Here is a 12,686-nt window from a genome sequence, read left to right as displayed (position 1 = left end):
GGGTCGCATGGGCCCGGCAGGACTCGAACCTGCAACCAAACCGTTATGAGCGGTCCGCTCTGACCATTGAGCTACAGGCCCATGCGCCTGTGTGATTGCCCTCAGCCGGCCAGGAAATCAAACGCCGCGAGCGCCTGCACCCGGGCCACCGCCTCCAGCTCGGCCACATCGGCCCATTCATCGGCGCCGCCCATGTTGTGCGGGGTGGGGCCATAGACCACGGTCGGCAGGCCCAGCATGCGGAACCAGCGCGCATCGGAGCCGCCGACGCGCATGTTCACGGCGACCGGGCCGCCCAGCACTTCCTCGGCCGCGGCATGGGTGGCGCGGACGATGTCGGCGGCGGGGTCGGTATGGTTCGCTTCGAAGCAGCGCAGCACGCGCCACGCAATGCCCGGCAGCGGGCCGAGCCCGGCGGCCAGGGCCGCTTCCACCTGGGCGGCCGCGACGCCGACCGGCAGGCGGATGTCGCAGGCGGCGCGCGCCGCGGCCGGGACCAGGTTGGGCGCCGTGCCGCCGTCGATCCGCCCGATATTCACCGTGACGCTGCCCAGCACCCGCGCCTCGCCGGCACCGGCCAGGGCCTCGCTGATCGGCTGCGCGGCCGCGATGGCGGCGGTGACGGCCGGCGGCGCGGCCACCGGCAGGTCGCGCAGCCCCGCCACGACATCGAGCGCGGCGCGCAGCCGGTCGATCGCGTTCTCGCCCAGATGCACATGCGCGCCGTGGGCGGCGGTGCCGGTGGCCTCCAGCTCGATCCACAGGAAGCCCTTCTCGCCGAAGCGCAGCACGCGGGGCGAGCCGGCATCGCCGATGATCACCGCCTGCGCCTGCGCCAGGCCCGGCACGTGGTCGAGCAGCCATTTGGTGCCGAGCGGGCCCATCGATTCCTCGTCCCCCGCCAGGGTCAGCAACGCCTCCCCCCGCCAATCCGCCCGGTGTTGGGCCAGCAGCGCGAAGGCCAGGATGGCGGCCGCGATGCCGCCCTTCATGTCGGCCGCGCCGCGCCCGAACAGCCGCCCGTCGCGGATCTCGCCACCCAGCGGATCGACCGTCCAGGGCAGCGCCTCGTTGACCGGGTAGGTATCGAGGTGGCCGTTGAAGGCCAGGATGCGCCCGGGCCCGGCGCCGGCGATGCGGGCCACGACATTCGTCACCTCCGCCGAGGTCGCGTGCAGCGACACCTCGGCATCCGGCGCCAGGTCGCGCAGCAGGCTGGCGCAGGCCTCGGCGCAGGCGCGCACGTCGCCCGGCGGGTTCGGGGAGGGCACGGCGATCAGCCGGCGGGTGAGGGCGGCGACCTCCGGCGCGCGGGCATGGGCGGCGGCGGCGAAGGCGGTGCGGGCGGGGGTCATGGCCCGAGCCTGGGCGGCGCCGCGGCGGCGCGCAACCCGGGCGGCTTCCGCCGGCCGGGGCGCTCTGCTAGATCGCGCGCGCCGTCCCGCCGCCTGACCCGCCACGCAACCGCCAGACCCTGCAGCGCGCGATGCCTGCCGCCGGCCGGCGGGCACCGCGCCAAGGGACGCGCCGAACCGGAGAGCCTGCCCCATGCGTATCGACGCCATTCCCATCGGCAAGGACCCGCCGAACGACGTGAACGTCATCGTCGAGGTGCCGATCGGCGGCGAGCCGATCAAGTACGAGATGGACAAGGCCGCCGGCACGCTGTTCGTCGACCGCTTCCTGCACACGCCGATGCGCTACCCGGGCAATTACGGCTTCATCCCGCACACGCTGAGCGAGGATGGCGACCCGATCGACGTGCTGGTGGCGAACACCCGCCCGATCATCCCCGGCGCGGTGATTCGCGTGCGGCCCGTGGGCGTGATGAAAATGGAGGATGACGGCGGCGGGGACGAGAAGATCATCGCCGTGCCGGTGCCAAAGCTGACGCTGCGCTACCAGCATGTGCACAACTACACCGACATGCCGCGCATCACGATCGAGCAGATCCAGCACTTCTTCGAGCACTACAAGGACCTCGAGCCCGGCAAGTGGGTGAAGTTCATCGGCTGGGGCGATGCCGAGGAAGCCCGCCGGCTGATCACCGAGGCGATCGACCGCGCCAAGGTGTGATGCGGCGGCGGCTGGCCCTGCACGCGCTGGCCGCGATCCCGGCGGCGGTGGCCAGGCCGGCCGCCGCCACGGCCGTGACGGTCTGCACGCTGGTGGTGGATGCCGCGACCGGCGCCACGCTGCGCCACCAGGGCGCGGCCGACCAGCCCGCCACGCCCGCCTCGACCTTCAAGATCCCGCTCGCGCTGATGGGCTTCGACGCCGGTGTCCTGCGCGACGCGCATGACCCGGTGCTGTCCTTGCGCCCCGGCGACGCCGACTGGCTGCCCGAATGGCGGCAGCCCATCGATCCCGCCGCCTGGATGCGCCATTCGGTGGTCTGGTATTCGCAACGCATCACCCAGGCGCTCGGCGCGGCGCGCTTCCGGCGCACCGTGCGCGACTTCGGCTATGGCAATGCGGATGTCTCGGGCGATCCGGGGCGGGGGAACGGGCTGGCGCGGTCCTGGATCGGCTCCTCGCTGGAGATCACGCCGGCCGGGCAGGTGGCCTTCCTGCGGCGCCTGCTGCGCGGCGAGCTGCCGGTCTCGGGCCGGGCGCGGGCCATGACCGAGGCGCTGGTCGACCAGGGCGAGTACCCCCATGGCTGGCGCGTCTTCGGCAAGACCGGCGGCGCGCGGCACCGCGGCGCCGCGGAGCCATGGGGCTGGTTCGTCGGCTGGGCGCGGCGGGGCGACAGGACCGTAGTCTTCGCCCGCCTGGCACACGGGCGGCCGCCTGCGCCAGGATCCCCGGGCCCGGCGGCGCGCGATGCCTTCCTGGGCGATGTCTTCGACGGCCTGGACGGTTTATGACCGCCCGGGGCCGCGCTGCGCCGTTGCGCGACCCCTGAGGCCCCTCTAGCCTCCCTCCCCGCCTGCACAAGACGGGCACGAGACGGGCCGCCGCGGCGTCCCGCCGGACCTGTGACCAAGGGGGAGTCCTGAACTTGCTGACCGTTTGGCTGATCATCGTGATCGCGCTGGGGGCGTTGTCCATCGCCTATGGCGTCATCACCGCCAAGGACGTGCTGTCGCGCGATCCCGGCAACGAGCGCATGCAGGAGATCGCCAAGGCGATCCAGGAAGGCGCCAACGCGTATCTGAAGCGGCAATACACCACCATCGCCATCGTCGGCGCGGTGCTGTTCGTGCTGGTGGCCTGGCGGCTGGGCCTGACGGTCGCGATCGGCTTCCTGCTGGGCGCGGTGCTGTCGGGGGCGGCGGGCTTCATCGGCATGAACGTGTCGGTGCGGGCGAACCTGCGCACGGCGCAGGCCTCCACGGTCTCGCTCGCTGGCGGGCTGGATGTGGCGTTCAAGTCGGGTGCGATCACCGGCATGCTGGTGGCCGGCGGCGCGCTGCTGGGCGTGGCCGTGTATTTCTTCCTGCTGGTGGTTCTGGGCGGGCTGGAACCGAATGACCGCACCGTCATCGATGCGCTGGTGGCGCTCGGCTTCGGTGCCTCGCTGATCTCGATCTTCGCGCGGCTCGGCGGTGGCATCTTCACCAAGGGTGCGGATGTCGGCGGCGACATGGTCGGCAAGGTCGAGGCCGGCATCCCCGAGGATGACCCCCGCAACCCCGCCACCATCGCCGACAATGTCGGCGACAACGTGGGCGACTGCGCCGGCATGGCCGCCGACCTGTTCGAGACCTATGCGGTCACGATGGTCGCGACGATGGTGCTGGCCGCCATCGCCTTCGCCGGTTCGCCCTTCCTGAAGGCGGGCATGATCTTCCCGCTGGCGATCGGCGCGGTCTGCGTGGTGACGTCCATCGTCGGCACGTATTTCGTGAAGCTGCCGGCGTCCAACAACATCATGGGGGCGATGTATCGCGGCTTCGCGGTGACCGGCGTGCTGTCGCTGGTGGCCCTGCTGCCGCTGTCCTACATGATCTTCGGCTTCGGCACCGCGACGGCGGCGGGGGCGTCCTTCGGCGCCTTCTCGCTGTTCCTGTGCGGGGCGGTCGGGCTGATCGTGACGGCGCTGATCATCTACATCACCGAATACTACACCGGCACGAACTTCCGGCCGGTGAAGGCCATCGCGGAATCCTCGGTGACCGGCCACGGCACCAACGTGATCCGCGGCCTGGCGGTGTCGATGGAATCGACGGCGCTGCCGGCGCTGGTGATCATCTTTGGCATCCTGATCGCCTATGGGCTGGCGGGGCTGTATGGCATCGCCATCGCGGTGACCACGATGCTGGCGCTGGCCGGCATGGTGGTGGCGCTCGATGCCTTCGGGCCGGTCACCGACAATGCCGGCGGCATTGCCGAGATGGCTGGCCTGCCCAAGGAAATCCGCCAGACCACGGATGCGCTCGACGCCGTGGGCAATACCACCAAGGCGGTGACCAAGGGCTATGCGATCGGCTCGGCCGCACTCGGTGCGGTGGTGCTGTTCGCGGCGTACACGCAGGACCTGACCTACTTCATCACAAATGCGGTCCAGTACCCGTACTTCGCGGGGGTGACGGCGATCGACTTCTCGCTGGCCAATCCCTACGTCGTGGTGGGGCTGCTGTTCGGCGGCATGCTGCCCTACCTGTTCGGCGGCATGGCGATGACGGCGGTGGGCCGCGCGGCCATGAGCGTGGTCGAGGAAGTCCGGCGCCAGTTCAAGGAAAAGCCGGGCATCATGGAGGGCACCGAGAAGCCGGATTACGGCCGCGCGGTGGACATGCTGACCAAGGCGGCGATCAAGGAGATGATCATCCCCTCGCTGCTGCCGGTCCTCTCACCGCTGGTGATCTACTTCGGCATCCAGGCCATCGCGGGCAAGGCGCAGGCCTTCGCCGCACTGGGCGCGATGCTGCTGGGCGTGATCGTCAACGGGTTCTTCGTCGCGGTGTCGATGACCACCGGTGGTGGCGCGTGGGACAATGCGAAGAAGTACATCGAGGACGGCCACCATGGCGGCAAGGGTTCCGACGCGCACAAGGCGGCGGTGACCGGCGACACGGTGGGCGACCCGTACAAGGACACCGCCGGGCCGGCGGTGAACCCGATGATCAAGATCACCAACATCGTGGCGCTGCTGCTGCTGGCGATGCTGGCGCACTCGTAGTCTGCCTCAGGCGCCGGCGCCGCCATCCGGCGGCTTGGCTTTCGCGCCATGCACGGGTGCGCCGGCGGCTGAGGGTAGTCTGGGCGCGGTCGCGCCGTGCGCTCCCGGCCCGAGGCGAGAGCCTCGGGCCGCCAGGGTGCCGTGGTCGGGTTTTGAACGGGGCCGGCCGGAGCGATCCGCCGGCCCTTTTCAATTGCGGTTCAGGCCGTGGACGCGGCTGCCCAGGCGGTCCTTCTCGAAGGCTTCCTGGGCCAGGATGTCGTCCTCCGAATCCTTCGACGACGCGAGCCAGAGCACCGACACGTCGTATTCCTCAGGTGGTCGCGCCAGCTCGCGCAGGCCGAGATTGCCGGCATGGCCGTCCGCATAGGCCGACCAGCGCGCGAGGAAGCCCCCATCGCCATGCGCCGCGCCGACATACTGCGCGCCGGAGGTCCGATGAACGACCAGGTAGACGCCGCGCGCCGCCGCCAGCACCTGGCGCCAGGCTTCCGGCGCCACGGGAATCTCCGCGAGATTCAGGCACAGGCGCGCCCAGCCCGGGAAGGGCGGCTGCGCGCGCGGTACCAGCGCGACGATGGGCTTGGGTTGCCGCCAGGCATGCTGCACCCAGGCTCGGAAGCCCTCCCCCCAGTCGATCACCAGCCTGCCGCGATAGGCATCGAAGGCCGACAGGTGATGCAGGTCATAGACAATGCCTTCGGCCGGGACCTGTGGCTCCCGCGCAAAGGCGTTGAAATTCGGCCCGCGCCCCACGCCGGCCACGCTCCAGACCCCGATGAAGACCGTCCCCATGCCGGGCTCGAAGATGAAGGCGGCGATGTGGGTGGCGTCCCGGTAGGACTCCCCGCCATGCATCGCCTGGTAGCCGAGAAAGGCGGGGTCGAGCCGCAACGCCGCAGCGCGCAGCGCCGCATCGACGGCGCGACCGTGGCGGACCTCGCGGTGGCGCACCAGGCGCAGCCCGCGTGGCTGCAGCCCCCCGGCCACCAGAAGGTCGTTGAACGTCAGGACGGGTGCAGGCGCCATGCAGCGATGCTGGCACGCGTGGGCGGGGTGGGCGAGACGGCGCGGCGGCTCAATCCCGGTCGGGCCACGCCACCCCGATCCGCCCCGCCGCCCCCGCCAGCCGCCGGTCCGCCGACCACAGCCGCGCGCCGGGCGTCAGCAGCACGCTCGCCAGCAGATGCGCGTCGACCCAACCGATGCCCTGCCCGTGCAGCGCGTGGCGATCGATTAATCCCATCACTTCGGCATCCGTCGCGACGACCGCCTTCGGCAACCCGGCCATCCCGCCCAGCACCGCGGCGCGCGCGCGCAGCGTGCCGAGCGCGATCTCGCCCAGCACGCAGGGGTGCATCAGCACCTGGGCGGATTCCAGCAGCGGCGCCAGCGCGGCCTCGGTCCCCCGCAGATGGTCGATCCAGACCGAGGTATCGGCCAGGATCACTCCATGCGCCGGCGCGGCGGCGCCACGATGGCCGGCTCCGAACCCGCCAGGCGCGCCAGGCGCCGGGCGCTCTCGCGTTCGATCAGCGCCTTCAGCGCCTCCCGCACGAGGGCGGATTTCTCGCGCAGGCCGGTCAGGGCCTCGGCTTCCGACAGCAGCGTGTCGTCAAGGGCGAGCGTGGTTCTCATGCACGGGAACTGACATCGAATGATGCGCATTTCAATGCCGAACAATGATCCTGGCTGACGCGGGCGGTCCAAAGGCGGTTCCGGTCAAGCGCGCGGAGCGTTCCCGGCGACGGCCGCGATGCAACGACCAACGGCGGCGCGCCGCGGCCTGCCAGCCAATTTTGTAACCCGGGCTTGCGCCCCCGGCGCGACACGCCTTGATTGACCCCATGTCGAGGCTGCTCGCGGTCCTGTTCGCACTGACGGCGCTCGCCCCCGCGGCGCGCGCGCTGGAATCGTTGCCCGTCGCCTCCCCGCGCGCCACCGTCACCATCGTCTCCGACCACGCGCAGGTCACCCCCGGCCAGTCCTTCCGCCTGGCACTCCGCCAGCGCCTCGCCCCCGGCTGGCACACCTACTGGACCAACCCCGGCGATGCCGGGCAGCCGCCCGAGGTCACGCTCGACCTGCCCGCCGGCGCTACCGCTGCGCCGATGCGCTTCCCCGCCCCCCAGCGCATCCCCTTCGGCCCGCTGGTGAATTTCGGCTACGAGGGCGAACCGGTCTTCATCATCCCGGTCACCGCCCCCGCCGCCATGCGCCCCGGCGATGTCCTGACCATCGAGGCCCGCGGCGAATGGCTGGTCTGCGAGCAGGTCTGCATCCCCGAGGACGGCGCCTTCCGCATCGACATCCCGGTGGAAGCCACGCCTCGGCCCGCCAATACCGCCCTGTTCACCGCCGCCGAGGCCGCCGAACCGCGCCCCGGCCCCTTCACCGCGCGGATCGGCTTCGCCGGCACCACTGGCGCGATCGAGGTCGCGGGGCCGGACATCGCGCCCGGCGCGGTGCGCGACGCCTTCTTCTTCCCCATCGACCGCGACCTGGTCGCCAATGCAGCGCCGCAGGCCCTCAGCGTGACCGACGGCGCGCTGCGCCTGTCCCTCGTGCGCGGGGCGGCGCAGGCGCTGCCGGCGCAGCTCGGCGGCGTCGTCGCCATCACCGATTCGGCGGGGGTGCGCGGGGCCTACCTGGTCTCGGCGGCGCCCGGCGTGGTGCCGGAGGGTGGCGGGCTGCCGCTGTGGCAGACGGCGATCTTCGCGGCGCTGGGCGGGCTGATCCTGAACCTGATGCCCTGCGTCTTCCCGATCCTGGCCATGAAGGCGGTCGGCATCGCGCGGCTGTCGGGCGCGGCGCAGGGGCAGGTGCGGGCCCATGCGGCGTCCTACACGGCGGGCGTCGTGCTGTCCTTCGTCGCGCTCGGCGGTCTGCTGGTGGCGCTGCGCGCGGCGGGCGGCATGGCGGGCTGGGGCTTCCAGTTCACCCAGCCGGCCTTCGTGGCCGGCATGGCCTGGCTGATGCTGGCGGTCGGACTGAACCTGTCGGGCGTGTTCGCCGTGCGCGGCCCGGCCTCGGCAGGGCAGGGGCTCGCGGCGCAGGGCGGGCATGCCGGGTCGTTCTTCACCGGCGCGCTGGCGGTGCTGGTCGCCACCCCCTGCACCGCGCCCTTCATGGCGGCGGCGATCGGCGCGGCGCTGGCGATGGGGCCGATCGAGGCGATCGCGGTCTTCGCCGCGCTCGGCCTGGGCATGGCGCTGCCCTATGCGCTGCTGGGCATCGCGCCGGGCCTGGCGCGGCTGCTGCCGCGGCCCGGCGCCTGGATGGACCGGCTGAAGCAGGGCCTGGCCTTCCCGATGTATGCCGCCGCCGCCTGGCTGGTCTGGGTGCTGGCCGAACAATCCGGGCCGTCCGCCGTGCTGGCCGTGCTGCTCGGCGGGGTGCTGATCGGCTTCGGCGCCTGGGCCTGGGGGCTGTCGCGGGGCGCGGTCGGGCGCATCGCGGGTGCGGTGGCGCTGGCCGGCGCGCTGGCGCTGCTGCCGCTGGTGCAGGGCGCCACGCCGGCGGCCGCGCGCAGCACCGAGGCCACCGGCGAAGCCTGGTCCGAAGCCCGCGTCGCCGCGCTGCGCGCCGAGGGCCGGCCGGTCTTCGTGAACCTGACCGCGGCCTGGTGCATCACCTGCAAGGTGAACGAACGCATGGCGCTGGCGACCGAGGGCGTGCAGCGCGCCTTCGCCGAGCGCGGCGTGGCAACGCTGGTCGGCGACTGGACACGCGGCGACCCGGCCATCACCGCGCTGCTGCGCGCGCACCAGCGCGACGGCGTGCCGCTGTACCTGTTCTATCCCCCGGGCGGCGGCGCGCCGCGCCTGCTGCCGCAGATCCTCACGGAGGGGATCGTGCTGCAGGCCATCTCGGGGCCGCCCGGCACGGGTTGAGGCACCCGCCGCCGAGGCTTCGACCGCCCGCCCGGCAGGCGGCGACGGCGCGCGGCCGGGGCTGCGGTCAGGTGCCTGTGGCGCCTCCTGGCGATGCCGGGTGGCCAGGCAGGCGGCGCCACCGCCCGGCCGCGTTCCGGTGCGCCGGCCTGCGCGTTGGCATGCGCGGGGCAGCGTCGGGCGCGCCCCGTCGCGGCGCTTCCCGGTCGATCCCCGGCGGGATACGGTCCAAGCCCATGCCGTCACGCCGTCACGCGTTGCTGGTTGCGCCCATGCTGCTGGCCCTGCCGCGGCCGGCGCTGGCGGTGCGCCTTCGCGTCGGGGAGGTGACGGCGCTGTCCGGCACCGCCGCCGCGCTGTTCACCGGGGAGCCGCCGCGGGCGCTCTCGCCGGCCGCGCCGATCATGCTGGAGGACCTGCTGACCACCGGCCCGGCCGCGCGCCTGGCGTGCCGGCTGGAAGGCGGGATCGATGTCCGCATGGGGGAGAATGCCGCGTTGCGCGTCGATGCGCTGACCCTGCGGGGCCCGCGACCGGGCGTGGCGCTGCGCGGCTTCGGCGGCGCGCTGCTGCTCGAGGTGCCCCCGGCGGACCGGCGGGTGCCGGTCGATGTGACCCTGCCCTGGGCGCATATCGGCGTGCGCGGCACGCGCTTCTTCGCCGGCGTGGTGGATGGCGTGCACGCCGTGTTCGTCGCGCGCGGCCGGGTGCAGCTGCGGGTCGCCGGCGGCACCGTCCTGCTGGGCGAGGGCGAAGGCGTGGACGTGCCCTCCGATGGCATCCCAGGTGCCGTGCGTTCCTGGGCCGCCCCCCGCATCGCCCGCGCCCTGTCCCTGGTCGGCGCCTGAAGGCCGCGGTCCAGGGGGCCGTCGCCCCCTGGCGGGTGGGTCCGGGAGGGCAGAGCCCTCCCGCGCTACAGCCCCTGCGGTTGCCCCGCCACGATGGTCGCGATCCCCTCCGGCCTGAGCAGCCGCGTTGCGACCTGCGCGGCCTTGTCCCTGCTGACCGCCTGGAGCCGGTCGTTGCGCCCGTCCAGCCAGCCGATCGCGCGCCCGTTGCGCCGCATCGCCAGCAGCGTGGCGGCGATCCGCCGGCTGTCGGTGAATTGCAGCGGCAGGGACCCGGTCAGGAAGGCCACCGCCTCATCAAGCTCGGCCGCGGTCGGCCCGCTGGCGGCGAGGTCGGACCAGACCGACTTCGTGACCTCCAGCGCCTCGGCCACGCGGGCGTTCTCGGTGGCAAAGGCGCCGGTGATGACGCCGCCGCCGAACAGCGTGTCGAGCCCCACGCCGATGCCGTAGGTCAGGCCGCGCTGGACCCGCACGGCTTCCATCAGGCGGGAGGAGAAGCCGCCGCCGCCCAGGATGCGCAGCACGATCTGCGCCGCTTCCCAATCCGGGTCTGACGGGATGATGCCCGGCTGGCCCAGGATGATCTGCGATTGCGGGCTGGGCACCGGCAGCACCTGGCGGCCGAAGGCGGTGAAGGCCGGCAGCGGGGCGGGCGTGTCGGGCGCGCCGGGGGGCAGCGCGCCGAGCAGGTCCGGCAGCAGGGCGCGCAACTGTGCCGGGGTGATGGCGCCGGCGGCCGCGACCAGCACGCCGTCGCGGCGCAGCTGGGCCGCGAGGCCGGCGCGCATGCCATCGATGCTGACCGCGGCCAGGCTTTCCGCCGTGCCGGTGGCGGGGCGCCCGGCCGGGTGGGTCGGGAAGGCGGCCTGCCAGAAGGCGCGCCCGGCCTGGCCGCGCGGCGTTTCCAACGATTGCCGCGCCCCGGCGATGGCGCGCGCGCGCACCCGTTCCAGCGCATCGGCATCGAAGCGCGGCGCGGTCATCGCCAGCCGCGCCAGGCGCAGCGCATCGGGCAGCGCATCGGCCAGGCAGCGGAAGCCGGCTTCGAAGCTGTCGCGCCCGGCGGCGAAGGTCAGGCCGATCGCGTCATCGCGCAGCGCGTCCTGGAAGGCCAGGGCGCGCAGGTCGCCGGCACCTTCCATCAGCATGGCCGCGGCCATCGCCATGGTGCCTTCCTGGCCGGCCGGGTCGCGCGCCGCGCCGCCGGGCCAGGACCACGAGATCGAGACGACCGGTACGGAATGATCCTCGACCAGCCAGGCGGTGAGCGGGCCGGCCTCGACCACCTGGATCGGCAGGGTGAAGGGGGTGGTCATCACACGGCCTCCGGCAGCAGCCAGCCGGTGGTGACCCGCGGCGTGCCGAGCACGGCGCGCGCGGCCTCGGTCACCTCGGCCTGGGTCACGGCGCGCAGCCGGGCGGGCCAGAATTCCACCACGTCGGTCGGCAGGCCGATGGCGAGCACGCCGCCCAGCATGCGCGGCGCGGCGCCGAAGCCATCCAGCGCCAGCAGCGCGCCGGAGGAGAGCTGGCGGCGCGACCGCGCGACCTCGGCCTCGGTCGGGCCATCGGCCAGCAGGGTGGCGATGACCGCGGCGGTGGCCTGTTCCAGCCGTTCCGGCGCAACGCCGCGGCGCGGCACGGCATAGACCATGAACTCCGTCTCGCCCGCCGCCTCGCCGTCATAGGAAGCGCCGGCGGAGACCGCCAGGCCGGTCTCGACCAAGGCGGCGTGCAGGCGCGAGCCCTGGCCGCTGCCGAGCAGATGCGCGAGCACCTCCAGCGGCAGCGCGTGACGGGTCGCCCCGGCGGTCAGCGAGGGCGCCATCCAGGCCTGGAGCAGCAGCGCCTCGCGCGCTGTCGGTTCACGGCGGACCAGGCGGGGTTCGTGCGGGGTGGCGGGGGCGCGGGCACGGTCGCGCGCGGCACCCGGGCGGGCCGGGACGCGACCGTAGTGTTCCTCGGCCAGCGCGCGCAGCGTCGCCTCGTCCACCGCGCCGGAGACCACCAGCGTCGCGTTGTGGGGCGCGTAGAAGCGGTCGTAGAAGGCCACCAGGTCATCGCGGGTGATGGCGCGGATCTCGTCCTCCCAGCCGATGATCGGCCGGCCGGGCCAGGTCTGCGGGCCCCAGAGCGCGGCGCGGAAGGCTTCCTGGAAGCGCGCGCGGGCAGAGCTGTCGGTGCGCTGGCGGCGTTCCTCGATGACCACGGAGCGCTCGCTTTCCACCTGGTCGGCGGGGATCAGCGCGGCGGCGAAGCGGTCGGCCTCCATGCGCATGATGAGCGGCAGGCGGGAGGCCTCGACCTGCTGGTAATAGGCGGTGACGTCGCGCGAGGTGAAGGCGTTGTCGTTGCCGCCCTCGCGCCCCACGCGGCGGGAAAATTCGCCGTTGGCGACGTTGGGCGAGCCCTTGAACATCATGTGTTCGAGGAAATGCGCGACGCCGGAGCGGCCGGCCGGGTCCTCGGCGCCACCGGCGGCGTAGAACAGGTATTGCGCGACGACCGGCGCGCGGCGGTTTTCCGCCAGCACGACGCGTAGGCCGTTGGACAGCTGCCATTGCTTGGCGCCGAACAGCGGGCGGTCGGCCATTGGCGTGACGGGCGGCGCGGGTGGCGCGGCCTGGGCACGGGCGGAGGCCGGTGCGGCGGCGAGCGCGGCGGCGGCGGCGGCGAGGGTGGTGCGGCGGGTCAATCGGGGCATGGGGCGAAGATGGGGGTGCGGCCCGGCGGGGGGAAGCGTCCTTACGGAAGGGTATTGTCGGGAACAGGCGGGGTGGCAAGGGCGGCGCGGCGGCGGGCCTTTCGCTGGAC

General features: G+C 73.2%; 11 protein-coding genes and 1 tRNA gene. 5 read left to right on the top strand and 7 right to left on the bottom strand.

Annotated features, from left to right (window positions below; genetic code table 11):
* Nucleotides 1-8: 8 nt before the first annotated feature.
* A tRNA-Ile gene (locus LQ222_RS18960) sits at nt 9-81 on the bottom strand.
* A 20-nt stretch (nt 82-101) separates the two neighbouring features.
* Entirely contained in the window at nt 102-1,355 is a 1,254-nt protein-coding gene (locus LQ222_RS18955) for a M20/M25/M40 family metallo-hydrolase (protein ID WP_230168410.1), read from the bottom strand.
* 193 nt (nt 1,356-1,548) lie between these two features.
* Between LQ222_RS18955 and ppa the strand changes: the two genes are divergently transcribed.
* The 3 genes from ppa to LQ222_RS18940 all read left to right on the top strand — a co-directional run bounded on the left by ppa (nt 1,549) and on the right by LQ222_RS18940 (nt 5,128).
* Nucleotides 1,549-2,076 carry an inorganic diphosphatase gene (gene ppa / locus LQ222_RS18950; protein WP_230168409.1) on the top strand — a complete coding sequence of 176 codons (528 nt, stop codon included), beginning with the start codon at nt 1,549-1,551 and terminating at the stop codon, nt 2,074-2,076.
* Nucleotides 2,076-2,870, top strand: coding sequence for a class D beta-lactamase (gene blaOXA / locus LQ222_RS18945; RefSeq protein ID WP_230168408.1), 795 nt, complete (start codon nt 2,076-2,078; stop codon nt 2,868-2,870). Before ppa ends, blaOXA begins: the two co-directional genes overlap by 1 nt.
* Before the next feature lie 137 nt (nt 2,871-3,007).
* On the top strand, nt 3,008-5,128 hold the full coding sequence (locus LQ222_RS18940) for a sodium-translocating pyrophosphatase (protein WP_374202176.1): 2,121 nt from the start codon (nt 3,008-3,010) through the stop codon (nt 5,126-5,128).
* A 189-nt stretch (nt 5,129-5,317) separates the two neighbouring features.
* Here LQ222_RS18940 and LQ222_RS18935 read toward each other — a convergent pair whose 3' ends face one another.
* From LQ222_RS18935 to LQ222_RS18925, 3 genes are read right to left on the bottom strand one after another with little or no spacing between them, the layout of a single operon-like run.
* Nucleotides 5,318-6,157, bottom strand: a complete 840-nt coding sequence (locus tag LQ222_RS18935; RefSeq protein ID WP_230168406.1) for a hypothetical protein — start codon at nt 6,155-6,157, stop codon at nt 5,318-5,320.
* Nucleotides 6,158-6,206: 49 nt separating this feature from the next.
* The gene (locus LQ222_RS18930) at nt 6,207-6,578 is read right to left on the bottom strand and encodes a type II toxin-antitoxin system VapC family toxin (protein WP_230168405.1); all 372 of its coding nucleotides are present in this window, start codon (nt 6,576-6,578) and stop codon (nt 6,207-6,209) included.
* Nucleotides 6,575-6,766 (bottom strand): type II toxin-antitoxin system VapB family antitoxin, encoded by a 192-nt coding sequence (locus tag LQ222_RS18925; RefSeq protein WP_230168404.1) that lies wholly within the window; start codon nt 6,764-6,766, stop codon nt 6,575-6,577. The genes LQ222_RS18930 and LQ222_RS18925 overlap by 4 nt, the downstream gene beginning before the upstream one ends.
* Before the next feature lie 209 nt (nt 6,767-6,975).
* Here LQ222_RS18925 and LQ222_RS18920 point away from each other — a divergent pair, with 209 nt between their 5' ends.
* Nucleotides 6,976-9,021, top strand: a complete 2,046-nt coding sequence (locus tag LQ222_RS18920; protein WP_230168403.1) for a protein-disulfide reductase DsbD — start codon at nt 6,976-6,978, stop codon at nt 9,019-9,021.
* Nucleotides 9,022-9,257: 236 nt separating this feature from the next.
* A complete protein-coding gene (locus LQ222_RS18915) occupies nt 9,258-9,869 on the top strand; it encodes a FecR domain-containing protein (protein ID WP_230168402.1) in 612 nt (203 codons plus the stop codon).
* Nucleotides 9,870-9,934: 65 nt separating this feature from the next.
* Here LQ222_RS18915 and LQ222_RS18910 read toward each other — a convergent pair whose 3' ends face one another.
* Nucleotides 9,935-11,188: a pitrilysin family protein gene (locus tag LQ222_RS18910; protein ID WP_230168401.1), complete on the bottom strand. Its 1,254-nt coding sequence runs from the start codon at nt 11,186-11,188 to the stop codon at nt 9,935-9,937.
* The gene (locus LQ222_RS18905; RefSeq protein WP_230168400.1) at nt 11,188-12,576 is read right to left on the bottom strand and encodes a pitrilysin family protein; all 1,389 of its coding nucleotides are present in this window, start codon (nt 12,574-12,576) and stop codon (nt 11,188-11,190) included. Before LQ222_RS18905 ends, LQ222_RS18910 begins: the two co-directional genes overlap by 1 nt.
* Nucleotides 12,577-12,686 lie beyond the last annotated feature (110 nt).

This window comes from Roseomonas sp. CECT 9278 (assembly GCF_918698155.1).
GTDB lineage: Bacteria > Pseudomonadota > Alphaproteobacteria > Acetobacterales > Acetobacteraceae > Neoroseomonas.
This window is presented reverse-complemented; position numbering and strand designations above follow the sequence as displayed.

Excerpts from the sequence above, each read along its gene's own strand:
- LQ222_RS18955 (WP_230168410.1), bottom strand. The coding sequence starts at position 1,355 with ATGACCCCCGCCCGCACCGCCTTCGCCGCCGCCGCCCATGCCCGCGCG.
- ppa (WP_230168409.1), top strand. The coding sequence starts at position 1,549 with ATGCGTATCGACGCCATTCCCATCGGCAAGGACCCGCCGAACGACGTG.
- blaOXA (WP_230168408.1), top strand. The coding sequence starts at position 2,076 with ATGCGGCGGCGGCTGGCCCTGCACGCGCTGGCCGCGATCCCGGCGGCG.
- LQ222_RS18935 (WP_230168406.1), bottom strand. The coding sequence starts at position 6,157 with ATGGCGCCTGCACCCGTCCTGACGTTCAACGACCTTCTGGTGGCCGGG.
- LQ222_RS18925 (WP_230168404.1), bottom strand. The coding sequence starts at position 6,766 with ATGAGAACCACGCTCGCCCTTGACGACACGCTGCTGTCGGAAGCCGAG.
- LQ222_RS18920 (WP_230168403.1), top strand. The coding sequence starts at position 6,976 with ATGTCGAGGCTGCTCGCGGTCCTGTTCGCACTGACGGCGCTCGCCCCC.
- LQ222_RS18915 (WP_230168402.1), top strand. The coding sequence starts at position 9,258 with ATGCCGTCACGCCGTCACGCGTTGCTGGTTGCGCCCATGCTGCTGGCC.
- LQ222_RS18910 (WP_230168401.1), bottom strand. The coding sequence starts at position 11,188 with ATGACCACCCCCTTCACCCTGCCGATCCAGGTGGTCGAGGCCGGCCCG.
- LQ222_RS18905 (WP_230168400.1), bottom strand. The coding sequence starts at position 12,576 with ATGCCCCGATTGACCCGCCGCACCACCCTCGCCGCCGCCGCCGCCGCG.